We start from the raw sequence: 22,647 nt of genomic DNA on the forward strand, positions 1-22,647 counted from the left end.
CGCAGGCGGGCTTTTGTCGCGCTTTTCACCACAATAATGGGATTAGCCGCCGATATCGCGGAACGGATCGAGCGCCAGATCGATCAGCCGTCGCTCGCGCACGACGATCTCCGCCACCGCCGTCATCCCGTAGCGCAGCGGATAGCTCGTCTCGCCGACCTTGTACTGGGCCCGGTCGAGCGAGACTCGCCCTTCGTACACCGGCTGCTTGCCTGCCAGCGACGGCCTGGTGGCCGGCGAGATGGTTTGCAGCGTACCGCGCACGAGGCCGTAGCGCTGGTACGGAAACGCATTGAATTTCATCTGCACGGCTTGCCCCTCGCGCAGGAAACCCCGGTCGTGCTCGGCGATCTCGATCTTCAGGATCGGCTTCGCGTTCTTTGGCGCGATGCCGCCCAGCGGTGCATTGGCCTGGATCTTGTCGCCGGGCTGGGTCGAGGTCACCTCGGTGATGACGCCGTCGACCGGCGCGACGATGCGCAGAAAGTTTTCCTTGTCGATGTTTTCAAAACGGATGCGCGCCGCCGCGTCGGCCACCAGGCGCGCGGTCTGCACCTGCAGCCGCAGCTTGTCCTCGGCGTTGGCCACTTCGCGGTTGGCAGACTCCGATTGCAGCCGCAGCTTGTCGAGGTCCTGGCCGCTCGTTTCCAGTGCGGAGCGCGCCTGGGTCGATTCAAGGCTTTGCCGCGCCGCCAGCTCATTGACCCGCGCCTGGGCCACCCGCATGGCGTTCTCCGCCGCCTGCAAGGCGTTGCGCTTGCTCTCGACCTGGAGTTGCGACACCCCACCGCCGCCGGGCAAGGCAAACAGGCGCGCATACTTGTCGGCCTCGTCGCGGGCGGCGTCGCGCGCGCGACGGGCGTCCTCGACATTGGTACGCGCTTCCTGCTGCTGCGCACTCTGGCCCTGCGCCAGCTGGCTGGTGCCCTCGGCGAGGCGACGCCGGTGCTGGCGCTCTTCGACCTCGGTCGCTTCGCGCAGCGCGGCGGCGTTGCGTTCCATCAGCGCCTTCTTTTCTGGGAATGCTTTCCACTCGCGCTCGGCGTCCTCGAGTTTCAACCGGGCCTCGAGCGCATTCCTGGCCGCCTCGATGGCGCCGCGCGCATAGATCCGGGCCACGACGTCGCCCGCCTGCACCGGCTGCCCCGCGGCGATGTAGATGGTCGACAGTTCGCCATCGATCGGGGCGTACAGCCGCCGCACTTCGGATGCCGGCGCCAGGATGCCGCCCGCCGTCACCAGCACGTCGGCGTGGCCGAAGAAGGACCAGACCAGGGCTGCGACGACCAGCGCGACCATCGAATGGACCAGCGCCCGGGTGAAGCGCCACGGATTGGCGGTGAGGATCGAGATCCCTTCCGCGCTATGGTCCTCCAGCGCCTCGGCGAGCGGCCTCAAGGCCTGCGGCTTGATCCAGTCGCGCTTCATGGCTGCCCCCTTGCCAGGGCCAGCCGGCGCACATCGCTGAGCGCGTCGGCATAGGCGTCGCGGTAAGCCGGCACATGGGCCGACATGGTCTCGAAGGCGCGCTGGTAGGCTTCGTTGCGTGCTTCCCATTGCGAGAGGAATTGATTCACCCTGGCGCCGTCAGCCGCGTCGCGCACCGGCGCCTGCGCGCCGCCCCGGGTCGCCACAAAGGTTTCCAGCGCAAGGATCCAGTCGAGCTCGTCCAGCAAGGGCCCGAGTTCCGGATTGTTGCGCACGTGCGGCCGCATGGCGGCGACCTGGCGCGCCGCACGCGCATACTCTCCCGCCTTGAGCTGCGCCATCCAGACCGGCAGGTTGGCCTTGAGCAGCGCCTCGGTGCCGAGCGAGGCCAGCCGGCTGTTGCCGGGGTCGTCCGCCAGCGCAGCGCTCGCCAGCGCCGCCGCCTGCGCGTACGCGTTTGCCGCCAGCAGGTCCTCGACCTTGCGCTCGGCGCTGCCGATGCGCAGGCCCACCCACGCCAGCACGACGATGAGCGCCAGCGCCGCGAGTGCCCAGTTGCGCAGGCGCCGCAGGTCGGGCCGCCCCTTGCCGCCGAGCGCCGCATGCAGCCCGGCCAGCATGACCGCGGCGCGGCTCCCTTGCCGCTGCGCCCCGTCGTCCTGCGCTCCCCCCGCAGGCAGCGCGGCGGCATCCGGCGCATCCTCGCCAGGGCCCGCAGCGTCGACGCAGAAGATGTCGAGGAAGGAGTCCGCCGCGGCGACAAAGGTGGTCCTGTCGGCGTCCGGCGCAATCGTGTTGAACGCGGCGCCGATACGCGTGAGGGTCGGGTCGCGCGCCGCCGCTTCCCACGCGAGCTCCACCCTGTAGACGAAGTGGCGCCCGCCGAACGCGAGGACGTCGCCATCGGCCAGCGCGACGGCGTGTTCGTCCAGCCGAGTGCCGTTGACGAAGGTGCCGTTGGTGCTGCCCAGGTCTTCGACATGCAGTTGACCACCGCTGAGGAAGATATGCGCGTGGCGGCGCGACAGGTAATTCACCTGCGCCGGGTCGCTGTCCTTGTAGCGCGCGAAGGTGTCGTCGGCCTTGCTGACCATGAAGGGAAACTCGGTGACGACGATCGGCTGCAACTGCGTGATGCCCTCTTCGGGAGCGAGCGTCAGGCGCGCCAGCCTCGCATGCGGCGGCTCGCGCGCAGCCGGCTCGAACTGCACGCGGTACATCAGCGTCTTGCCGAGACCGAGCAGGTCGCCGTCGCGCAGCGTGGTGACTCCCTGCCGGACGGGCACGCCATTCACGGTGCTGCCGTTCTTGCTGCCGAGCTCGGCAATGTAGACGGCGCCATGTTCGCAAAAGATGCGCGCGTGGCGGCGCGACAGGTCGGCGGCCAGCTCTGGCGGATAGGCGTCGAACGGCGCTTCGGTGCGCCCGATCGCGAACAGGGTCTCGTGAATCCGGATCGGCGCGAGGTTGGGGTGCGAGACGGGCACGAGCACGATCATCAAGCGCCCTGCCGGCGCGGCGCGGGGGGCAGCCAGCATCGCGTCGGGCGCCGTCATGAGCTGCTCCTTTCAGGGCCGCGCCGCATTGCGCACGTCCACTGCCGGCCAGCCGCCGCCGAGGGCTTTATAGAGCAGCACGGTATCGGACAGGATCTGCTGGTGGTTGGCCAGCAGCGCCAGTTGCGACGCCAGCAGCGTGCGCTCGGCCTCGAACACTTCCAGCTGCGACACCACGCCTTCCTGCATCTGGGCGCCGACCTGGGCCGCGACGATGCCGAGCCGCTCGGCCTGCTGCTGGAGTTCGACCCGCTGGCGCCGGTGCGCGTCGAGGTTGACCAGCGCGTTCTCGACTTCCTCGAACGCCGCCATCACGACGCGCCGGTACTCGCCCTCGGCCACCCCGGTGCGCGCTTCGCTGGTCTTCAGGCGCGCCTTGACGCCTGGATCGAAGATCGGGAAATTGATGCTGGGGAGCAGGCCAAAGGTGAACGATTTGAGCAGCGAACCGAGCGCGAAACTCGAGCTGCCGCCGCGCCCGGTCAGGCTGATCGAGGGCAGCTGGGCCAGCTTCGCCTGCCCGACCAGGTCGTAGGCCACCAGCACCCGGTATTCGGCTGCCACGACGTCGGGCCGGCGCTTGAGCAACTGGGAGGGGAGGCCTTCCGGCACCGTGGGCAACTGCACCCGTCCCTGCAGCGAACCGGTGGGCACGGTGAATTCCCCGGCCGGGGTGCCGAGCAGGGTCGCCAGCGCATTGCCGGCCAGGGCGCGCAGGCGCCCCAGCTCGATCAGGTCGCGGCTCTGCCGGTTGATCTCCGCGCCCTGCTGCAGCACCCGCGTTTGCGGCAACAGGCCCTGCCCCATCATCGCCTCGTAGGTCGCCAGGATCGCCTTGTTTTTTGCCAGCGTCTGTTGCTGCTGCCTGATCTGCTCGTCGAACTGCAGGATCTGGAAATAGGTCGTCGAGACATCCGACACCAGCGACAGGTAGCCCGCGCGCCAGTCGGCCTCGGTAGCGCTGAACTCGGCGCTCTGGGCCTCGACACCCTTGGCCACGCGGCCCCAGACGTCGATCTCCCAATTGACCTGGGTGCCCAGGTTGAACTGCTTGGTGAACTTCTGCCCTGTGCTTTTTTCGAAACTCGCGCCCGCCCCGGCGTCGAGGGTCGGCAAGGCGCCGGCGCGCGCTTCGCCGATCCCGGCACCGGCGACGCGAATGCGCGCGGCCAGCACCTTCAGGTCGAAGTTGGAATCGAGCGCCCGGTCGACCAGGCCATCGAGATAGGGGTCGCGGAACTGCTTCCACCAATCCGGCGCGATCATCTCGCTCGGGGCAATCGGCAAGCCCTTCTGGCTCGACCACGCCGTCTTGGCTGGACCGACGGGCGTCTGGTAGGGCTTCATGCTGACATCAGCGCAGGCCGACAAGAGTCCTGCCAGCGTGACGGCCAGCACCGCGTTCCAAGGTAAGCTCGTGTGCGCGTTCATATGCAACCCTGTCGGCCAGCCCGTCAATCACGCGTGGGCGCGTGCCTCCCATCCCTTCGAATCGACGAAGACCTTGAACAGCCGCGCGTCCAGGTGCCCTGCGCGGCACTCCTCCGCGATCAGGTCGAGCGCGCGCTCGACCGGCACCGCCTCCTTGTACGGCCGGTCGCGCGCGGTCAGCGCGTCGAAAATGTCGCTGATCGTCAGGATCCTGGTCTGCAGGCTGATCTCGCTGCCCTTCAGGCCCATCGGATAACCCGATCCGTCGAGCTTCTCGTGGTGGCCGTGGGCGATCGCCGGCACGCCGGCCAGTTCGCGCGTCCACGGGATCAGGATCAGGAACGAATAGGAGTCGGCCACGTGGGCCTCGATCTGGCGCCGTTCGTCCGGTGTCAGGCAGCCCTTGCCGATGGAGAGCGCTGAAAATTCATCGTCGCTGAGGAGGCGAAAGCCCGCATCCTCGCAGCCCGCGCAGGCGTGGCTGCGAATCGCTTCAAGCTCGGGCGGCGCGCTCGAGTGCGAGATCGACGGTTCGTTGGCGCGCACGATGGTGGCGAAGAAGGCGTCGAGCCGCGCTCCCTCCTCTTCCAGCTGCGCCTCGATGCGCTCGCACTCGCGGCGAAACAGCGTCATGCCAAGCTCGCCCTCCAGGTGTTGCTGCGCCAGGGCGCGCCACGCATGCCGTTCGAGGCACGCCCTGGCGTAACGGAAACGCTGTTCGAGCAGGCGCATGTCGGCATGGTGCAGTTTTTTCTCCTTGCGCAGCACGTGCTCGCGCACGCCGACCTTGCCGAAGTCGTGCAGCAGCGCCGCATAGCGGATCTCGCGCAGCTGGGCCGGCGAAAAAGCGGAGCGGCGCAGCAAGGCGTCGTCGGCGCGTTCGATGGCCATGGCAAGACCTTCGGCATAGTCGGCCACCCGGAACGAGTGCCCCGCCGTGACCGGGTCGCGCTCTTCGATCGCCTGCACCGAGGCGCACACGAAACCATCGAGCAGGCCCTTGATGTCGGAATACAGCTGGAAGTTCTTCAGGGCGACGGCGGTCTCGGCGCACACGCCGCTGAGGATTTCAAGGTCGGCTTCCTGGAAGGCATGTGGATCGGACGAGGTGTCCACCTGGATCAGGCCGAGCACCTCGTCGCCCAGGATCAGCGGCACGCACATCACGGACAGGATCGCCTGGGCGACGATCGACTCATGCGCCGCATACTGGCGGTCGGCCAGCGTGTCGACCGAAAGGATCGCGCGCTTCCTGACCAGCACCTGGTCGACGATGGTGCGCGAGATCCGCACCTGCGCCGGGTCTTCCACACCTCCGCCGCGGCGCCGCGCGGCGACCGGCCGCGGCAGTTCGTTTTCGTCCGTGCGCAGCATGATGAAGGCGCGCTCGGCAGGCGGGAACAGATCGAAAATAAAGTTCATGATCTTTTCGATCAGGGTAGCCTGGTCGGTAACCGCGCCCAGCGCGATGCTGACCTGGGCCATCGCATGCAACCGGTGCACGGTTTTTTCCAGGTCGGTGCGCGCGGCATTGGCGGCGTCGACCACGGGCGCGAAGCGGGTGGCGTCGACCGAGCGTGTGATGACGGTCGCCGCGTTCGGGCTCGAAGCCAGCATCAGCGAATGGAAGACCAGCTGCGCCGACGCCAGCGCCAGCTCGTCGCCGTCGCGCAGCAGGTGCCAGGCGCCGGCTGCAAGGCGTTCGCCGCAGACAAAGGTGCCATTGCGCGAGTGCAGGTCTTCGACGAAATAACTGGCGCCGCGGCGCCGTATTCGGGCATGGCGGCGGCTGATGGTTTGTTCGGGAATGCAGATGTATTTATCGGAGGCGAGGGCATCCTGGCGGTCGCGCCCCAGCACGGCCTCGTCGTGCAGCGGAAACACCGCCGGCCCCGGCGTTTGCGCCCCCAGCCATTCGACATAGGCCCGGACCGGATCGCTGGCGCCGGATGCTGCGTCCGGGAATGCTGGGTTCGGTTCCATGGGCGTCTACCGGACGGTGATCGTGATTTTTTTGGAGATGACCGGCGGCACATGCGGGACGTGGTTTGCGTCCCCCATCAACAGCTGCAGCGTGTGCTTGCCGGGCGCGAGCTCGATCATCGTCTCGGTCTCGCCGGCGCCGTAGTGCAGGTGGTTGCGATCCGACGGAATTGGCTGCCCCGCCGGCGGCAGCTCGGTGTCGATCAGCAGGTGGTGGTGGCCCGTGTTTTCAAACGCCACGTCTTTCGGCGCCACGCCCATGTGGCGCAGCCCGAACCAGACCCGAAACGGTTTACCCGCCGCCATGACCTGGCCATCGAGCGGCCAGCCGATGTAGCAGTAGGCATTGGCTGGCGCATTCGTGGCGCCGGTCGTCCCGCTTGTCAGTAGCGCCGTCAGGGCAAGGGCGGCAAAAAGTGTGCGCATGGTGCCTCCATTTTTCGTCGCCTAGCGGACCGTGACGGTGATCTTTTTCGACACCACGGGCGGCTTGTGCGGCACGTGGTTCAAGTCCCCCAGCAGCAATTGCAGGGTGTGGCTGCCGGGCGGCAGTTCGATGCGGGCCTCGGTCTCGCCCGCGCCGAAATGCAGGTGGTTACGGTCGTTGGGGATCGGTTCCGTCATCGACGGCAAGGGGGTGTTGATCAGGATGTGATGGTGGCCGGTATTCGCCATCGCGGTGCCTTTCGGTGCGACGCCCATGTTGCGCAGTCCCATCCGCACCCAGAACTTGCCGCCCGTGATGACGGTGCCGTCGTAGGGCCAGATGAAATAGACCTGGGGACTGCCGGGACTCGGCGCGGGCGCGGCGGCAGGCCCGGCCGCAGCGACACCAGTGGCTGCACCGGCATGCAGGACTGCCACCAGTAGCACGGAAAGAACAGCGGTGTGGCGCATGATCGAAAACTCCAGCCGAGGTCGTATGGATGTGCGCATCGAACCATCTAAATCTGGCACACTCTCACTCAGATCGCAAGTCAAATCCTGTCGAAGGCAGCACGAAAGAGGGGCCGCGTATGTCGCAGAAACTCTTTGATAGCTTAATACTGGCAGGGCTCGCACTCGCGTGTTGCGGTAATGCGCAAGCGCGCGCGCCCGACATGCAAGCGCCCGGCATTGTTCCGCGCGCCAGTCCCGAACAGTTCGAGCTGGCGTTCTGGAATTCAATCAAGGACAGCATCCACGCCAGCGATTACGAGGCTTACCTGAAGGCGTATCCGAAGGGACGCTTCGCGGCATTGGCGCAAGCCAGGATGGCGCGGTTGCGCACGCCGCCCGCGCAGGGCACGCCTGCCGCGCAGGGCACGGCGGCGCAGGGATCACCTCCTCCTGTCAGGCAGAAAACCGCGCCCGTCAAGCCGGCCGCGCCGGCGCCGCGCGTTGCGGCGTCCACGGCGCGACATGGCGGCGAGATCAGGGATTGCCAGTCCTGCCCCGCCCTGGTTGCCCTTCCCGCGGGAACATTCACCATGGGGAACAACGCCAGCGACCCCAGCGAGCGGCCGGCGCACCAGGTCACCATCGACACCCCGTTTGCGATCGGAAAATTCGAGATCACCGTGCAGCAGTGGAATGCCTGCGCAACCGCCAACGGCTGCCAGAAGGTGGCGCAAGCGCCCAACACCAGTCCGAGTGCGCCGATGCGTGACGTCAGCTGGGACGATGCGCAGCAGTATGTGAAATGGCTCGGCCTGATCAGCGGTCAGCCCTATCGCCTGCCGACCGAGGCTGAATGGGAATTTGCCGCCAGGGGCGGCACGGCAAGCCCCTATTGGTGGGGCCAGCAAATGGCATCGGGAAAAGCCAACTGCAAGGAGTGCGGCCAACCCTGGAGCAGCGACAGGCCGGCCAATGCGGGAAGCTTCCCGCCGAACCCCTATGGAGTGCACGACACCAGCGGCAGCGTGTGGGAATGGGTCGCCGATTGCTGGCACAACAACTTCAAGGATGCGCCGCCCGACGGCCGGGCGTGGGACGAGCCTAACTGCAGGGTGCGGGTGATCCGCGGCGGATCGTGGCGCGAAGGGGCTGCCTACATGGTCACCTCCACGCGCTTCAGGTACGACACCGGCGTGCGCCAATCGCAGAACGGCTTCCGGGTCGCGCGCAGCCTGAAGTGACCGGCGTGCCCCTAGCGCCCGCGCGGACGCGTCGCAACCGGCAGGAACTCGACCCCAATGGCGCCGGCGCTGCTGCGCGCGCGCATCTGCGCCAGACTTGCGGCGACGCTCGCCAGGTATTGATCGCTCGGCTCGGACTCGCGGCGCAGCGTCCCGAACAGCGGCGCGGGCGTGGTGACCAGCACGACGACCATGCCCGCCCGCGGCAACTTCCCGACCACCCAATCGCCCGGCCTGCCGACGGTCGCGCGATGCCCTGGAGGCGCGCGGTTATTCAGCGCAAGCGCGTTCGGCAGCAGATGGATCACGCTGGCGTCGGGCGAATAGGCGTCGACCGTCATGAAGGATGCGGCGCCCGGGGTCCTCACGTCGACCACCAGTGAATCGCCCTCCTTCAAGGCCGGGCTTGCCGTGCCGGCCAGGCGCAGCGCTGCGCCCCCGCCGGCCTGGCGGTGCGCGACCCAGTAGGGCGCGAAGGTCGAGACCACCGGACACATGGCAGGGTCGACTTCCCGCACATCGAGCTCCACTGTCGCTACGCCGGGCATTGCCAGCAGCGGCTCCCTGATGCCGGCCTGGCCAAGCGCTGTCGAGACAAAGCCCTGCACGCGTACCGTATTGGCATTGACGCCGGCAACGAGCGCCGCGCACGGAATCCTTGCCAGGGCAGCCGCAACGGCGGCCGATGCGGGCGGTGCGACGGGCGGCGGCGCAGGCGGCGGCACCGGTTCGGCTGCGGCCGGTTCGGCAGGCGCTTGCGCGGCGGCCTGAGGCGGCGCGCTGTCCTGGACGCCAGGTTCGCGCGTGAGAAAGTGGCGGCCGCCGAGCGTCAGCGCCCCAAGCGCGACAATCCCCGCACTCCATGCTGCCAACTGGCTGGAGCGGGACGTCGGCGCGCCCGCACCGAAGTCGGCGAGAAATTTTGTGACCGCAGGCGTGCGGTCTTCGCGTTCCAATGCCAGCGCGCATTTCAAGGCCTGCCATTGCGGCCGCCCGAGCTTGGCCGGACGCTGCGGCTTCATGCCGGTGCCGCGTGCCTGCGCCGACGACAGGCGGTTGAACGGGTGGTGCCCGGTGAGCAGTTCGTAGGTGATACAGGCCAGCGCGTAGATGTCGTCGCGCGGATCGGGTTCGCGTTGCTCGAGCATTTCGGGACTGGCATAGGCCGGCGTCAGTGCGCCCAGACTGCCTGGGTCGAACACGGTGACGTCGACATCTTCCCCGGTCTTCTGGAACACGCGCGCGATCCCGAAATCGATGACCTTCACAAGGCCCGCGTCGGTCACGATCACGTTGCCGGGTTTGAAATCGCAATGCACAAAACCGCGTCCGTGCGCATAGGCCAGCGCATTGCCCATGCCGCCGACAATCGGCAGCACCTGCGCGTAGGGCATGCCGCCAAAACCCGGCGCGCGCAGCACCTGGCTCAGCGGTTTGCCCTGCAGGTATTCCATGGTGAGATACACCATCGGCCCGTCGCGGTCGAAATCGTAGACCGAGACGATGTTCGGATGGGCCAGGGCTTGCGCCTTCCTCGCTTCGCGTTGCAGGGCAATGAGCGACTTCGGGTGGCCGCGAAACTGGACGTTCAGCACCTTGATGGCGATATACGGATTGCGGTCGGAGGCCTCGAGTTTGCGCAGGTCGAGCGCCTTGTACACGGTGCCCATGCCGCCGAAGCCGATGCATTCTTCCAGCACGAAACGGCCGTTCAGGGTTTCGCCCACGCCTTTCATGCGCTCCGGCTCGGCGCCTGGCGGTGCGTCGCCGAGCCGCGGTGGCAGCGACGGCGGCGCATTCGGCACCGTGTGTGCGCCGGGCCTGGTCTGGACAAACGTGTCGTCGCCACCCAGGCGCTGGCGCGCTGCGATCAGGCGTCCGATGCGCAGCTGCACTTCCTGGTAGAGCTCGCCCGGCAGTGGGCGGCGCGCATGCTCTTCGCTCAGCAGCTCGAGCAGGCGACCGGGGCTCTCGGGCGCGCTTTCCAGCACCCGGTCAAGCTGCGCCAGGAATGCGGGATGCTGCAAGGCGCCGCTTTGCAACTGGTGTAACGCGTGCGCGAAACTGTCCATGATGTGGTGGTCTGCATGTCGGGCTGCTGGTGTGAGACTAGCATGAAGCGGACGATGATCAAGCGTTTGCGGCAGCTCAATCCCGCCCGGCACACACCATGTCGGGCCGCACCCAACACCTTGCCTGAACCTGTTTGGAGCGGCCGTTCTTCGCAAGCCCTCGCGCATTCTTCGAGCTCACCCGCTGGCTTCTGAATAAAACGGGATAAACCGTTTGTTTTCAATGACTTGCCTGCCGCCTGCGCAGGTTCGGGCGCACCTGGCACGCCTTTCGCTATATGTCCATTGAGCGCAAACCACATGCCTCATTTAAACCACTTACCACTTCAGGAGAATCACCATGAAAACTTTGACCATCAACGACCTGGCCCGCACCGAAGAACTGGACCGCAGCGCCATGGCGTTTGTGCGCGGCGGCTTCAAGATGGGATCGCCCGGCTACGCTTACGGCGACGTGAACTACGCCCCGACATTCGACTCGTCGATCACAGCCACCCAGAACCTGGTGCAGATGCAGGAAGTCTTGAGCGCAACCGCGAACGGCTCGGCCTTCCTCAGCGGCGTGCACGTCGACAGCAAGGTCGACCAGCACGGCGAAAACAAGATCGTGCGCCACTCCCCAGCAGCCTGAACACGATTGAATCATCCACACACTCGAGGAGCATCACCATGAAAACCCTGACCATCAAGGACCTGGCCCGTACCGAAGAACTCGACAGCCACGCCATGGGGCTTGTCCGTGGCGGCTGGAGCATGTATACGCCTGGCTACAAAGTCGGCGACCTGAGCTACGCGCCGTCCTGGGACTCGTCGATGACGGCCACGCAGAACCTGCTGCAGCAGCAGAGCGTGACCACGGCCACCGCCAACGGCGCGGCGTTTGTCCACGGCGTGCATGTGAACAGCGACGTCCACCAGGACGGCCAGAACAACATCATCGGCTAAGCCAGGGGAACTCCATCATGTCATCCATTGCAATCCACGACCTGGCGCATTCCTGCGAGCTCGACACGCACGCAATGTCGGCGCTACGCGGCGGGAGCGGTTTCGGCGGCGCTTTCGGGAACGGCTTCAACGTGAACGTCAACGTGAACCAGCAGATCGGCCAGTTCCAGCAGATCGGCATCGAGGTCCTCAACAACAATGGCGTGATCGGCGCCGGCTTCACAGGTCCGGACATCGATGTCGCCGCCGCGCTGTGGGCGGAGAACAAGGTGCTACTCTGACCGCATCGCGCCGCAGTTTGTCCCTCCATCCCGGTGGCGGGATGGGCTCCGTTAACGCTGCCTGTTCCCAGGAGGCTTCATGGCTACCATTGTGATTAAAGATTTACCTGAAAGTACTGAACTCGATCGCCAGGCGATGCTGGCGATTGCGGGCGGGTCGCGCTTGCGTACGGGCGCCGTCACTGTCAACGCCGCCCGCGCGCAGCGAATGCGCTTGTTCGACCTCAGCCCGCGCAGGGCGATTGCGCAGGCTGCAGCACGGCCGCCGCCGCGTTGAACAGCGTGTGCTTCATGCCGAACGGTCTAGAAAACAGCTGGACGGTTTTTTTTCGACCACGCGCGAGGCACGCGTGTTGGGCCACAACCGACATCGCCTGGTCAAGCTGTTGTCCCTGGCCCGACGCTTCGCGTGCGCTGTCGTCCCGAACGCCCGTTCTTCCTTGGCTAAACCAATTTCCCTGGGCTGGCACGCCTCGTGCTGTATTGACGTCGTGGGCGAAACAAACGCTCCGCACTTGTCGAAACCAGCCACTCAAGGGGAATAGCATGAACATCCACAAGCACATGGAAGCCATCTTCGTCGTCACCCTCGTCGTCGTCAGCGCGGGCACGTTTGCGTTCGACAACGTCAAGGAAGCCGAGGCCGGACTGTCGGCAGCGGTCGCGCGCGACAGCGTGACGGAGGCCCGGGCCGCCGTGGTGCGCGCACCGATGCTACCGCAGCGTGCGTGAGTGCGGGTGGGCGGCTGCGCGCATGCGCGGCCGCCTGCGATGTGTGATGACAGCGGTATTCTGAGCAAAACTTCCCCTCCTCGTTCTTCCCTTCTGTTCCTGCCCCATTGCGGGCGCCTCCCCTTTCTTTCATGTCCCTTGGCAAAGTCTTGGCGCTTCGGTAGCTCACGATATACGTGCCGGACGACGCGACTGTGCCATACCGCGTGGGCACAAGTGCCCGGTGATCCCGTCATTGGGACCATTGGCCCCAATGACCCCTACGTGTGCATCAGCCACGCCCCCATTTCTTCGCCACAGAACCTGTTGTGCCATGCCGAACAGGCTTCGAAACCTGTTGGTTCCTGCCCGTCACCCTGCGTGTTGTCGCGTGTTGACAAGCTGCTTTCACCAACGCCGCTCAACGATATAAACCGTGTAAATTCAAAGGGTTACCTTACCCAATCGATCTGGCGAAGCATCTGGCACGCGTTTCGCTATATGTCCATTGAGCGCACAGCACATGCCTCACTTAGCCCACTTACCACTTCAGGAGAACCACCATGAAAAGCTTGATCATCACCGACCTGGCCCGTACCGAAGAACTGGACCGCGGCGCCATGGCGCAAGTACGCGGCGGCTGGAAAATGGGTGGCCCCGGCTACTCGCTCGGCGACGTGAACTACGCCCCGACCTTCGACTCGTCGATCACTGCAACCCAGAACCTGGCGCAGATGCAGGAAGTGGTGACCGCCACCGCCAATGGCTCGGCTTTCCTGAGCGGCGTGCATGTCGACAGCAACGTCGACCAGCACGGCGAAAACAAGATCGTCCGCCGGTCCTGATCTGTCCAGACACGATTCAATCAATTCAATCATTCACACATTCAAGGAACATCACCATGAAAACCCTGACCATCACCGACCTGGCCCGTACCGAAGAACTCGACAGCCGCAGCATGGCCGCAGTGCGCGGCGGCTGGAGCATGACCACGCCGGGCTTCACAGCGGGCGACCTGAGCTACACGCCGTCCTGGGACTCGTCGATCACGGCCATGCAGAACCTGCTGCAGCAGCAGAGCGTGACCACCGCCACCGCCAACGGCGCGGCGTTTGTCCACGGCGTGCATGTGAACAGCGACGTCCACCAGAACGGCCAGAACAAGATCATCGGCTAACCGTTCCCGTCGCGCGGCAAGCCCGCTTGCCGCGCAGCGCGCTTCCCACATCAAGGAGAAAACCCATGTCATCCATCGTCATCCAGGACCTGGCGCACAGCGCCGCACTCGACCACCGGGCCATGTCGGCTGTATCAGGCGGCAACGCCTTCGGCCGTGACGTCAACGTCAATGTCAACGTCAACCAGCAGATCGCCCAGTTCCAGCAGATCGGCATCCACGTCCTCAACAACAATGGCGTGATCGGCGCCAACTTCAAGGGCCCGGACATCGATGTCGCCGCCGCCCTGTGGGCGCAGAACAATGCCGTCTTCTAAGCCCTGCTTTCAACATCCATGCAATCGAATCACTTCAGGAGAATTACCATGCACACCTTGACCATCACCGACCTGGCCCGCACCGAACAGCTTGACCGTCCAACCATGGCCGCCGTGCGTGGCGGTTGGAAAATGGGCGCACCCGCCTACGCTTTTGGCGACGTTAAATTTGCCGGCACCTTCGACTCGTCGATTACGGCCACGCAGAACCTGGCGCAGATGCAGGAAGTCGTCACCGCCACCGCCAACGGCTCGGCTTTCCTGAGCGGCGTGCACGTCGACAGCAACGTGGACCAGCGCGGCGAGAACAAGATCGTTCGGCGCTGACCTGCAAAGATGGCGGAAGTTGATCTACACTGGGAAGACCGGCCCCGCTCTTCCCAGCGTGGATCCTCCATTTCCATAAGGAGATGCATCATGGCCAGCATTACCATCAGCGACTTGCCAAGCAGCGCGACACTCGACCGCAAGGCGATGTCGGAGATCCGCGGCGCGGGCGCGCCCTGGGTATTCGGCTGGATCCGTCCCTTCGTCGCCCCATCGCCGAGCCAATATCCGGTGATGAATTTCTACCAGATTAATAATTTCGCCGACCAAATGATCAACCAGTTCCAGACGGTCTCGGTGAACAATTCCGGTGCCGGCTCCACGCTCAACGTGATCGTGGACGAAAGCAGCGTGAACGAAGCGCTGCTGCGCTGAGGCGCACGGGCAAACCAACCTGGACGATGCGATGGGCGTTGACAGTGGCTTGCATTGGACTTCCGCCGCGCGCACCGACATTGGCCTGGTGCGCAGCCGCAACGAGGATGCTTTTCTCGCCCAGCCGCAGCGCGGCCTGTGGGCGGTGGCGGACGGCATGGGGGGCCATGCGTTCGGCGACTTCGCCAGCGGCGCCGTGGTCGATGCGCTCGCCGGCCTGCCGGGTCCCGACACGCTGACGGACTTCATCGAGCTCGCACGCGGCCGCTTGCAGCAGGTGAACGCGAGCTTGCGCATGGAAGCGCGCGCGCGCCAGGTCCCCGTGATCGGCAGTACTGTCGTCGCCCTGCTCGCCTGCGGCCCTGACGCCGCCTGCGTGTGGGCCGGCGACAGCCGCATCTACCTGCTGCGCCAGGGCCGCCTGCAGCAACTCACGCGCGACCACAGCCAGCTCGAGGCCTTGAGGGCGAGCGGCGCCGACATGACAAGCACCACGGCCAGCCCCAACATGATCACGCGCGCGATCGGCGCGGCCGACAACATCGCCTTCGACGCGGTGAGCCTGAGCGCGCGCGATGGCGACATATTTCTCCTCTGCAGCGACGGGCTCAGCACGCCGGTGGAGGAAGGGGCGATCGCGGCCACGCTGGCAAGTGGCGATTGCGCAATGGCGGCCGCGGAACTGGTGGCGCTGGCACTGGCCAATGGCGGGCGCGACAACATCACGGCGGTCGTGGTGCGGGTCGACGATCTGTCGGGCGATAAGACGGTCGTGAACCCGACGCTGTGAAGGGATGCCGTCAATGCTCTTTGTTACGGAAATCCTTGGAATGCAGGCCATGCTTCTTGAGCAGGATCTGCAGGTGCGACCGGTTCATGTCCCAGCGCCGCGCCAGCTCCGCCACCGTGCCGCCGACCTCCTGCAAGCCACGCTCCAGGCAACTGCGTTCGGCCTCGTCGCTCGCCAGCCGCTTCGCCTCGGCCATTGAGGTAGCTGCCGCCGTTGCTTCAGGCGCGACGATACCGCCCGGCACCGCGGGCCGGATATCCTCCGGCAAATGCGACAGGTCGGCCGTCTCGCCCGCCAGGCAGGAAATCCGGTACATGATGTTGCGCAGCTCCCGGATGTTGCCCGGATACCCGTAACGCAGCAGGAAGTCGCGCAGGCGCGGCGTCAATGCCACCGGGCGGCGCTTGAGCGCCTCGCTCGACTCGTCGCCGTACCAGGCGATCAAGAGCGGTATCTCGTCTTTCCGTTCGCGCAGCGGCGGCAGCGTCACGTGGATCACGCTCAGGCGGTAGAACAGGTCTTCGCGAAATGTTCCCTGCTCGATCAGCCGGCGCAGGTTCTTGTTGGTCGCGGCGACGATGCGTGCATCGACCGAGATGGTCTCGTCGGAGCCGACGCGCTGGATTTCGTGCGACTGGAGGACGCGCAGCAGTTTCACCTGGCCCGGCAGGGGCAGCTCACCGATCTCATCCAAAAAAATCGTCCCCTTGTGCGCGCTTTCGAACTTGCCCTTGCGGTCGTTGGCCGCGCCCGTGAACGCGCCGCGCTTGTGGCCGAACAGTTCCGATTCGAGCAGATTCTCGGGGATCGCGCCGCAGTTGACCGAGATATACGGCTTGTCGGCGCGCGAACCGTTGGCGTGGATCACCTTGGCCATCAGCTCCTTGCCGGTGCCGCTCTCGCCATCGACCAGCACCGGCAGGTCGGTCGGCGCCGCCTTCTCGGCGATTTCCAGGGCGTCGAGCAGCTTCGGGTTGTCGCCGAAGGTGCCCTCGAAGACGAAACTGCGCGCGAGCAGCGCCTGGCGGCGTTCGCCGGCCGGCAACTCCGGCGCCGGCTCGGCTGGGGCATCGGCGCGCCGTTCGCTGTCGATCGCCTGGACGAAGCGCTCCTTGTGCGACAGCCCCATGACTTCGTCGCGCAGGGTATTTGCCTGGCGCAGCAGCTTCTCGATGTCGGGCCGGTCGATGCGGGTCGCCCAGCGCAAGGTCGAGCGCATGATCTCTATCTTTTCCAGCAATGCCGCGTACGACATCGCCGAGCCGCGCTCGCCACCGGGGTTGTACAGTTTCATCGCATGTCACCCTGAGCCCAGCTGCTTTTGCACCAGCTCGTAATACATGCCGCGCCGCGCCAGCAACTCGTCGTGGCGCCCCTGCTCCACGATCTTTCCTTCAAACAGCACCACGATTTTGTCGGCCCGCATGATCGTACTCAGGCGGTGCGCGATGATGACGGCCGTGCGCCCCGCCAGGATCGCCTCCATGTTGGCCATGATGTTGCTCTCGGACTGGGTGTCGAGGGCCGAGGTCGCTTCGTCGAACACCAGCAGGCGCGGGTCAATGTACAGGGCGCGCGCGATGCACAGGCGCTGCACCTGGCCGCCCGACAGTCCCACACCGCGCTCGCCCACCACCTGCTCGTAGCCGAGCGGCATCTTGCTGATGAACGCGTGGGCATCGGCCATTTTCGCCACTTCCTCGATGCGGCGCCGGTCCGGGCTCTCGTCGCCGCTGGCGATGTTCTCGGCGATCGTGCCGGAAAACAGCAGATTGCTCTGCATGACATAGCCGACCTGGGCCCGGTAATAATCCTTGTCGATCACGCTCATGTCGTAGCCGTCGACGAAAATCTTGCCCTCGACGGGAGGATAGAAGCCCACCAGCAGTTTCGCCAGCGTCGTCTTGCCCGACCCGCTGCGCCCGACAATGGCCACCAGCTCGCCGGGCTTGATGTCGATGCTGATGTCTTCCAGCACCCAGGGCGTGTCCTCGCCGCCATAGCGGAAATACATGTGTTCAAACCTGAGCTCGCCTTGCAAGTCGGGCAGCACCACGCGCGAGGCCAGGTCGGCCGGCTTTTGCTCCGGCTCGATGTCGAGCACGTCCCCCAGCCGCTCCATGGCGACGGTGGCGTCCGCCATCCGGCTCCACAGGCCGACCAGGCCCATCAGCGGTCCGAGCACGCTGCCCATGAGCGCATTGAAGGCCATCAGCTGGCCGATCGTCAGCTCGCGCGCCAGCACCAGGGTCGCGCCGGCCCACAGGATCACGATCGTGGTGGCTGAATTGAGGATCTGGCTGGCCAGACCCACCAGGATGTTGAACTGTTGCGAGCGGTACTGCACCTCGAGCGCCTTGACGTATTTCTTTTCCCATTTCAGGCGCACCGGGCGTTCGCTGCCCATGCCCTTGACCGTCTCGATGCCGCCCAGCGCTTCCATCAGGAAGGATTGGGCGTCGGTCGAGACGTTGAACACCTCGCGCGCGTAGTCCTTGATCTTCGGGTTCACCAGCACGGTGAGCACGATGATTGGAATCACGAACCCGATCAAGAGCAGGGTCAGTTTCACGTTGTACAGGAACAGGATGGTGAAGTAGATGAACACCATCAAGAGGTTCAGCAGCGTGGTGACGGTCGACTCGGTGAGGAAGGCGCGGATCGTCTGGTTTTCGGAGAAGCGCGCCAGGATGTCGCCCGTCTTGCGCTTGGCGAAGAACGAGTACGGCAAGGACATCGTGTGCTTGAAAAACTGCGCCATCATCGAAAAATCGAGGTTGCGCACCATGTAGTTCGACAGGTAGGCGCGCAGCGTCGCCATGATCTGGCTGAACACGGTGGAAATGACCAGGCCGAGGATCAGCAAGTGCAGCAGCCCCAGGTTCTGGTGCACCAGCACGCCGTCGAGGATGTTCTGGATGATCATCGGCGGCACGATGCCGAGCATCTGGATGACGAAGGTGGCGAGGAACAGCTGCAGCAGGATCTTCTTGTAGGGCTGCAGATAGCTCACGAAACGCAGCCAGGGCGAGCGCGCAGTGTGCAACTGGGCCAGTTGCCCCACTTGCTGGCCGGGCGTGAACACGAGGCAGGTGCCGCTCCAGCCGCGCTCGAACTCTTCCACGCTCATCTTGCGAAAGCCCACGGCAGGGTCGGCCACCCATACGTGGGTCGCCGAAACGCCGTAGACAATGACGTAGTGGTAGCCTTCCCAATGCACGATGAAGGGCAGTTCGAAGCCGAGCAGCGCATCGAAGGTGCATTGCACCCCGCGCGCGCCGAATCCCAGCGCCTCGCCTGCGCGCGCCAGGCTATCTAAGGTTGCCCCTTGCGTGGTGACGTTCGCCAGCTCGCGCAGTTTTCCGAGGGTCATGTTGATGCCGTAATGACGGCACAGCATCGCCAGGCAGGCCGCGCCGCAATCCATTTCCTCGGCCTGCTCGACCAGGGCGAAACGCTTGATGATTTTTTCGCCGGCCTTCGGTTGCGAGGCGAGGTCGAGGATGACGGGGCGCTTGCGGCGTTCGGCGAGGCGCTTCTGGCGATGCAGTTCGCGCTCGAAGAAGCGCACACGCTCTTCGATTACCTCGCGAAATTTGGCATTGCGCTCCAGGATGAAATGGGCCGACTTTTCCGGGACGACGAGCAGGACGCTTTCCGTCGCCGCCACTACCGCGGCCGGCTGCTCCTGACGCATCAGGCAAGCTTTTTCGCCGAAAATTTCTCCTGGGCCGAGCGTGGCCAGCACATACTCGTCGCCGCCATCGTCCACCACGACGCGCACCTGCCCCTGGCGCACGACGTACAGGCGGCGGTCGTCGCGCGCGTTTTGCTTGAGGATTTCCTTGCCGGCACCGACGCGCTTGACGCCGACGCTGCGCACGAACTCTTCCAGCTCTGGTTTACTGACCTTGCCGCGCAGGTCGAACAGGCGTGCCACCAGGCCGCCTGCCGAGCTGATCGCCACATAGTTGTTGATGAAGTCGAGCGCTTGCGCGTTGCGGGCAAGGACCGGCTCGATCGCAGAGCGCGCAATGAACCACAACTCGGTTTTCAGGGCGGCGCGTACCGACAGCTCATGCCGGTAGGGACGCAACATGGCGATCTCGGCGAAGACTTCGCCCGCCTTGCGCACGCCCATGCTGATTTCCTTGCCGTGTTCCTCACCAAACACGCGCACCGAGCCGGACTTGATGATGACCAGGCCGTCGGCCGCATCGCCGGCGCTGCAGATGGTGTCACCAAAAGCATACGAGCGCGTCTCGACCGCTTCGGCCAGCGCGTCCAGTTCGTCCGCGGTGAGGCTCGAGAGGATGTCGACCGACGCCAGGAACTCCGCGAAAGCATGCCGTTGTTGCGCTGATGCGTCCATGTCGGTGGCTGCCGGGCTTTGCGCGTCATCCTCAGCGCGCCGGGACAGCTTCGATGATGTGCTCCTGCGCCCGCGCCGCCAGCCATTCCTCGCGCAGCAGGCGGCGCACCTCGACTGCGGTCTCTTCGTCGAGCGTGGCCGGATACTTGGCATTGACGGCAAAGATCTCGTAGAGGGTGCGGTCGTTTGACCGAAACGGTCCCAGCAGGTCGCCGGCGGCGGCATTGAAGACGCGCGCCTCGAGGTCCGGTTTCAGGGAACCGCGCAACACCTTGCCGATCACCCCGCCGTTTTCGCGCGCCTCGCCGACCGAATGTTCGCTCACCATCTCGGCGAAACTGTCGGGATCGTCGGCAAGGGCCGACATCATCTCCTTGGCCTTGCCTTCCGAATCGAGCACGATATGGCTGATCTGGACGCTGTCGAAGCGGGGAGAATTGAGCTTGAAATACTGTTCGACGGCCTGCTCGCTGCAGACCTGCGCCATCATTTTCTCGTGGTACAGGCCGGCGGTCACGAAGTCTTCGAACTCGTCGAGGCTGACCCCGAGCGAATCGAGGTAATGGTTCATGTCGGCGGCCCGGTGCAGCCCCTGAATGCGACGGAACTGGTCGGCCCGCTCCTGGATGTCTTCAGGGGCGACCGGCAGCCCCGCCTTCTTTGCAGCGTGCACGGTCAGCTTCTCGCGCACCAGTTGCTCGACAAGTCCCTCGAACTGTCCGGTGAGCTTCAATGTCCTGATGAAGTAATCGGTGTCGATGACTTCATCGTCGATGCGCACAATCCCGGCCATACTGTCTCCTCGGCGTCATCCCCCTATGCATGGGACTCCCTGGCGCGAGATTTGTTCCACACATGCCGTCATGCTTCAGGCGCTTGCACGTTTCACCCGGGTGAACCCATCCGCGCTCCAGAGCTCGCTGCCCACGCCATGGTGAACGACGAAGAGCCCGTCCGGGTCGACTGCCCCTTTTACGCGTGCCAGGCGCGCGTAATTGCTGCCCCAGTAGGCGTCCTGCCAGCGGGCCTGGAAATAATCGCTTTCCGACACATAAGCGCCGGCATTCGGCGCCGCTGTCAAGACGGCGTCCATTGCGCTGCGGATGCGGGTCGCCGCTTGCCGCGCCCGCGCTTCGTCGACTGCCTTCCCCGGCATGCCGGGAAAGGCAGGGCCGCCACCGCCTGCGATGATGACCAGCGCGAACGCATCGAGCACGGCCGGATTCATCGCCGTATTGCGCGTCGCGTCCAGGGCCCACTTCGGCGCACCCGCCAGGGCCTTGTTGAAGTGCAGCGCGACGTCCCACTGCGCGGCTGCCGCGCACAGCGCGTCGACCAGCAGCGCCTGGCGCTCTGGGGCGAGCAGCCTGGCGGGCAGCCAGGCCGACTGGTAACCGTGGATGAACCAGCCGGCTTGTTCGCCATCACCGGTCCAGTAATGATGGTCGGGCGAGGCCCCCGCGCGATCGTCCACCGTGATGAACCCGGGCGCATGTTTCTGGAAGAACTTCGAGTCCCAGAAGTGACGTGCCGGGATCGCCATGATGGTCGGCTCGGGAAAGCTGTATTCCTTGCGCTCTTTTACCCAGGCAAAGAACGGCGCCCACGCGGCCCGCGCCTGGGCATCGTCGAGACCCTGGAACACCATCGACAGCTTCAGGGTCTTGCCATCCTTCAGCGTGACCGTCTCGCCCCAGTGCTCGTTGAACAGGCTGGCGCCATAGAAGTCGACAAAGCGCGCCACCAGCGCGCGCCAGGCCTCGTTCGAGCTTGCGCTGACCTCGCCGAACACGGCGCCAAAGAAAGCGGGCAACGCGTGGGTGCGCAGGGTCATGCGCGTGACCACGCCGAAACTGCCGCCACCGCCGCCCTTGAGCGCCCAGAACAGGTCCGGGTTGGTGCAGGCGTTGGCGATGCGCACTTCGCCGTCGGCGGTGACGACTTCGGCCTCGATCAGGTTGCCGGCGGCCGTGCCAAAACCCTTCGAGAAGTTGCCGAAGCCGCCGCCCTGCACCAGTCCGGCAACGCCGACGGTGGTGCAGCCGCCGCCCTGCACGTAGCGCCCGCCCCGGGTAGTCACTTCGGCATACGCATCGGCCCACATGGCGCCTGCGCCGACATGCACGGCCGGCTGGCTTGACGCCTGCGGGCAGCCTTGCGCGACAAATGCGTCGACCATCGTGACCTCCTTCATCGCGCGCGTCCACACCAGCAGGGAGTCAGGCGCATTCGAGGCGCCAAAATAGCTGTGCCCGCCACCCTTGACCACCAGGCGCAGATTGTGGCGACGCGCGAACTTGACGGCAGCGGCCACGTCGGCCGCGTGAACCGCCGCCACCGCGTGGGCGCTGACGCGCGAAGACCAGGCGTCCTGCCAGCCGCTGGTCTGGGTCAGCGCCGGGTTGTCGCCGATGTAGTACGGATTCTTGATGCCGGCCACAGCCTCAAGGCGCACGGCCTCGCTCTGCCCGTGCGCGAAGGGCGAGGTCAAGGTCAGGAGGCGTCCCTCTGTCTGCGTGCGCAAGGCTTGCCATTCTCTGGCGCCCGGCCATTGCGCCGTGCCGGGGCGGGCCCGGGTGCGGCCCGGGACATCCGCCTTGGTGACGCCCCTTGCCAGTGCTGCGGTGGGCATGGCGCCATGCAGCAGTGCTGCGGACATTGTTACGCCTAACAGATCGCGTCGTTTCATCCCATCCCCTCGGTGAATGTCCGCGGCCGGACACCGCTGAGTTTCCTGGAGGATAGCAATTTGCCAAGCCGCG

Annotated in this window: 23 protein-coding genes; 12 read left to right on the plus strand and 11 right to left on the minus strand. The window is 65.4% G+C overall.

Annotated elements, in window-relative coordinates:
- Positions 1-42: 42 nt before the first annotated feature.
- The 6 genes from ACHAC9_RS02625 to ACHAC9_RS02650 are packed head-to-tail and all read right to left on the minus strand — an operon-like array spanning position 43 to position 7,295.
- Positions 43-1,428, minus strand: coding sequence for an HlyD family efflux transporter periplasmic adaptor subunit (locus tag ACHAC9_RS02625; RefSeq protein ID WP_435756853.1), 1,386 nt, complete (start codon positions 1,426-1,428; stop codon positions 43-45).
- Positions 1,425-2,984, minus strand: a complete 1,560-nt coding sequence (locus tag ACHAC9_RS02630) for an FHA domain-containing protein (protein ID WP_435756854.1) — start codon at positions 2,982-2,984, stop codon at positions 1,425-1,427. The genes ACHAC9_RS02625 and ACHAC9_RS02630 overlap by 4 nt, the downstream gene beginning before the upstream one ends.
- A 12-nt stretch (positions 2,985-2,996) precedes the next feature.
- Complete coding sequence (locus ACHAC9_RS02635) at positions 2,997-4,415, minus strand: efflux transporter outer membrane subunit (RefSeq protein ID WP_435756855.1); 1,419 nt, start codon at positions 4,413-4,415, stop codon at positions 2,997-2,999.
- Positions 4,416-4,442: 27 nt separating this feature from the next.
- Positions 4,443-6,398 (minus strand): HD domain-containing phosphohydrolase, encoded by a 1,956-nt coding sequence (locus ACHAC9_RS02640; protein ID WP_435756856.1) that lies wholly within the window; start codon positions 6,396-6,398, stop codon positions 4,443-4,445.
- Positions 6,399-6,404: 6 nt separating this feature from the next.
- Complete coding sequence (locus ACHAC9_RS02645; protein WP_435756858.1) at positions 6,405-6,824, minus strand: DUF4399 domain-containing protein; 420 nt, start codon at positions 6,822-6,824, stop codon at positions 6,405-6,407.
- A 21-nt stretch (positions 6,825-6,845) separates the two neighbouring features.
- The gene (locus ACHAC9_RS02650; protein ID WP_435756859.1) at positions 6,846-7,295 is read right to left on the minus strand and encodes a DUF4399 domain-containing protein; all 450 of its coding nucleotides are present in this window, start codon (positions 7,293-7,295) and stop codon (positions 6,846-6,848) included.
- A 203-nt stretch (positions 7,296-7,498) separates the two neighbouring features.
- On the opposite strand from ACHAC9_RS02650, the gene ACHAC9_RS02655 reads away from it, so the two are divergent.
- Positions 7,499-8,518 (plus strand): formylglycine-generating enzyme family protein, encoded by a 1,020-nt coding sequence (locus ACHAC9_RS02655; protein ID WP_435756861.1) that lies wholly within the window; start codon positions 7,499-7,501, stop codon positions 8,516-8,518.
- 11 nt (positions 8,519-8,529) lie between these two features.
- Here ACHAC9_RS02655 and ACHAC9_RS02660 read toward each other — a convergent pair whose 3' ends face one another.
- Complete coding sequence (locus ACHAC9_RS02660) at positions 8,530-10,590, minus strand: serine/threonine-protein kinase (protein WP_435756862.1); 2,061 nt, start codon at positions 10,588-10,590, stop codon at positions 8,530-8,532.
- 340 nt (positions 10,591-10,930) lie between these two features.
- On the opposite strand from ACHAC9_RS02660, the gene ACHAC9_RS02665 reads away from it, so the two are divergent.
- The 11 genes from ACHAC9_RS02665 to ACHAC9_RS02715 all read left to right on the plus strand — a co-directional run bounded on the left by ACHAC9_RS02665 (position 10,931) and on the right by ACHAC9_RS02715 (position 15,513).
- Positions 10,931-11,221: a hypothetical protein gene (locus ACHAC9_RS02665; protein ID WP_435756864.1), complete on the plus strand. Its 291-nt coding sequence runs from the start codon at positions 10,931-10,933 to the stop codon at positions 11,219-11,221.
- A 38-nt stretch (positions 11,222-11,259) separates the two neighbouring features.
- A complete protein-coding gene (locus ACHAC9_RS02670) occupies positions 11,260-11,535 on the plus strand; it encodes a hypothetical protein (RefSeq protein WP_435756865.1) in 276 nt (91 codons plus the stop codon).
- A 17-nt stretch (positions 11,536-11,552) separates the two neighbouring features.
- Complete coding sequence (locus ACHAC9_RS02675) at positions 11,553-11,816, plus strand: hypothetical protein (RefSeq protein WP_435756867.1); 264 nt, start codon at positions 11,553-11,555, stop codon at positions 11,814-11,816.
- Positions 11,817-11,895: 79 nt separating this feature from the next.
- Positions 11,896-12,093 (plus strand): hypothetical protein, encoded by a 198-nt coding sequence (locus ACHAC9_RS02680; RefSeq protein ID WP_435756868.1) that lies wholly within the window; start codon positions 11,896-11,898, stop codon positions 12,091-12,093.
- A gap of 269 nt (positions 12,094-12,362) precedes the next feature.
- Positions 12,363-12,548: a hypothetical protein gene (locus tag ACHAC9_RS02685; protein ID WP_435756870.1), complete on the plus strand. Its 186-nt coding sequence runs from the start codon at positions 12,363-12,365 to the stop codon at positions 12,546-12,548.
- Positions 12,549-13,090: 542 nt separating this feature from the next.
- A complete protein-coding gene (locus ACHAC9_RS02690) occupies positions 13,091-13,372 on the plus strand; it encodes a hypothetical protein (protein ID WP_435756871.1) in 282 nt (93 codons plus the stop codon).
- Positions 13,373-13,428: 56 nt separating this feature from the next.
- Positions 13,429-13,704, plus strand: coding sequence for a hypothetical protein (locus ACHAC9_RS02695; protein WP_435756872.1), 276 nt, complete (start codon positions 13,429-13,431; stop codon positions 13,702-13,704).
- Between the two features lie 65 nt (positions 13,705-13,769).
- On the plus strand, positions 13,770-14,021 hold the full coding sequence (locus tag ACHAC9_RS02700; RefSeq protein WP_435756875.1) for a hypothetical protein: 252 nt from the start codon (positions 13,770-13,772) through the stop codon (positions 14,019-14,021).
- A 48-nt stretch (positions 14,022-14,069) separates the two neighbouring features.
- Positions 14,070-14,348 carry a hypothetical protein gene (locus ACHAC9_RS02705; protein ID WP_435756876.1) on the plus strand — a complete coding sequence of 93 codons (279 nt, stop codon included), beginning with the start codon at positions 14,070-14,072 and terminating at the stop codon, positions 14,346-14,348.
- A gap of 90 nt (positions 14,349-14,438) precedes the next feature.
- Complete coding sequence (locus tag ACHAC9_RS02710) at positions 14,439-14,723, plus strand: hypothetical protein (RefSeq protein WP_435756877.1); 285 nt, start codon at positions 14,439-14,441, stop codon at positions 14,721-14,723.
- 31 nt (positions 14,724-14,754) lie between these two features.
- Entirely contained in the window at positions 14,755-15,513 is a 759-nt protein-coding gene (locus tag ACHAC9_RS02715; RefSeq protein WP_435756878.1) for a PP2C family protein-serine/threonine phosphatase, read from the plus strand.
- Positions 15,514-15,523: 10 nt separating this feature from the next.
- Here ACHAC9_RS02715 and ACHAC9_RS02720 read toward each other — a convergent pair whose 3' ends face one another.
- From ACHAC9_RS02720 to ACHAC9_RS02735, 4 genes are all read right to left on the minus strand, one after another.
- Positions 15,524-16,807, minus strand: coding sequence for a sigma-54 interaction domain-containing protein (locus ACHAC9_RS02720; RefSeq protein WP_435756880.1), 1,284 nt, complete (start codon positions 16,805-16,807; stop codon positions 15,524-15,526).
- Positions 16,808-16,813: 6 nt separating this feature from the next.
- Entirely contained in the window at positions 16,814-19,885 is a 3,072-nt protein-coding gene (locus ACHAC9_RS02725) for a peptidase domain-containing ABC transporter (protein WP_435756882.1), read from the minus strand.
- A 31-nt stretch (positions 19,886-19,916) separates the two neighbouring features.
- Positions 19,917-20,678, minus strand: a complete 762-nt coding sequence (locus ACHAC9_RS02730; protein WP_435756883.1) for a peptidylprolyl isomerase — start codon at positions 20,676-20,678, stop codon at positions 19,917-19,919.
- Between the two features lie 75 nt (positions 20,679-20,753).
- Complete coding sequence (locus tag ACHAC9_RS02735) at positions 20,754-22,544, minus strand: FAD-binding oxidoreductase (protein WP_435756884.1); 1,791 nt, start codon at positions 22,542-22,544, stop codon at positions 20,754-20,756.
- Positions 22,545-22,647 lie beyond the last annotated feature (103 nt).

The organism is Massilia sp. CMS3.1 (assembly GCF_051262535.1).
Lineage (GTDB): Bacteria > Pseudomonadota > Gammaproteobacteria > Burkholderiales > Burkholderiaceae_D > Telluria.

Coding starts and splice junctions, on each gene's coding strand:
- ACHAC9_RS02635 (WP_435756855.1), bottom strand. CDS start 4,415: ATGAACGCGCACACGAGCTTACCTTGGAACGCGGTGCTGGCCGTCACG.
- ACHAC9_RS02695 (WP_435756872.1), top strand. CDS start 13,429: ATGAAAACCCTGACCATCACCGACCTGGCCCGTACCGAAGAACTCGAC.
- ACHAC9_RS02710 (WP_435756877.1), top strand. CDS start 14,439: ATGGCCAGCATTACCATCAGCGACTTGCCAAGCAGCGCGACACTCGAC.
- ACHAC9_RS02705 (WP_435756876.1), top strand. CDS start 14,070: ATGCACACCTTGACCATCACCGACCTGGCCCGCACCGAACAGCTTGAC.
- ACHAC9_RS02665 (WP_435756864.1), top strand. CDS start 10,931: ATGAAAACTTTGACCATCAACGACCTGGCCCGCACCGAAGAACTGGAC.
- ACHAC9_RS02730 (WP_435756883.1), bottom strand. CDS start 20,678: ATGGCCGGGATTGTGCGCATCGACGATGAAGTCATCGACACCGATTAC.
- ACHAC9_RS02625 (WP_435756853.1), bottom strand. CDS start 1,428: ATGAAGCGCGACTGGATCAAGCCGCAGGCCTTGAGGCCGCTCGCCGAG.
- ACHAC9_RS02660 (WP_435756862.1), bottom strand. CDS start 10,590: ATGGACAGTTTCGCGCACGCGTTACACCAGTTGCAAAGCGGCGCCTTG.
- ACHAC9_RS02685 (WP_435756870.1), top strand. CDS start 12,363: ATGAACATCCACAAGCACATGGAAGCCATCTTCGTCGTCACCCTCGTC.
- ACHAC9_RS02650 (WP_435756859.1), bottom strand. CDS start 7,295: ATGCGCCACACCGCTGTTCTTTCCGTGCTACTGGTGGCAGTCCTGCAT.
- ACHAC9_RS02700 (WP_435756875.1), top strand. CDS start 13,770: ATGTCATCCATCGTCATCCAGGACCTGGCGCACAGCGCCGCACTCGAC.
- ACHAC9_RS02670 (WP_435756865.1), top strand. CDS start 11,260: ATGAAAACCCTGACCATCAAGGACCTGGCCCGTACCGAAGAACTCGAC.
- ACHAC9_RS02735 (WP_435756884.1), bottom strand. CDS start 22,544: ATGTCCGCAGCACTGCTGCATGGCGCCATGCCCACCGCAGCACTGGCA.
- ACHAC9_RS02655 (WP_435756861.1), top strand. CDS start 7,499: ATGCAAGCGCCCGGCATTGTTCCGCGCGCCAGTCCCGAACAGTTCGAG.
- ACHAC9_RS02720 (WP_435756880.1), bottom strand. CDS start 16,807: ATGAAACTGTACAACCCCGGTGGCGAGCGCGGCTCGGCGATGTCGTAC.
- ACHAC9_RS02675 (WP_435756867.1), top strand. CDS start 11,553: ATGTCATCCATTGCAATCCACGACCTGGCGCATTCCTGCGAGCTCGAC.
- ACHAC9_RS02645 (WP_435756858.1), bottom strand. CDS start 6,824: ATGCGCACACTTTTTGCCGCCCTTGCCCTGACGGCGCTACTGACAAGC.
- ACHAC9_RS02725 (WP_435756882.1), bottom strand. CDS start 19,885: ATGGACGCATCAGCGCAACAACGGCATGCTTTCGCGGAGTTCCTGGCG.
- ACHAC9_RS02715 (WP_435756878.1), top strand. CDS start 14,755: ATGGGCGTTGACAGTGGCTTGCATTGGACTTCCGCCGCGCGCACCGAC.
- ACHAC9_RS02690 (WP_435756871.1), top strand. CDS start 13,091: ATGAAAAGCTTGATCATCACCGACCTGGCCCGTACCGAAGAACTGGAC.
- ACHAC9_RS02630 (WP_435756854.1), bottom strand. CDS start 2,984: ATGACGGCGCCCGACGCGATGCTGGCTGCCCCCCGCGCCGCGCCGGCA.
- ACHAC9_RS02640 (WP_435756856.1), bottom strand. CDS start 6,398: ATGGAACCGAACCCAGCATTCCCGGACGCAGCATCCGGCGCCAGCGAT.
- ACHAC9_RS02680 (WP_435756868.1), top strand. CDS start 11,896: ATGGCTACCATTGTGATTAAAGATTTACCTGAAAGTACTGAACTCGAT.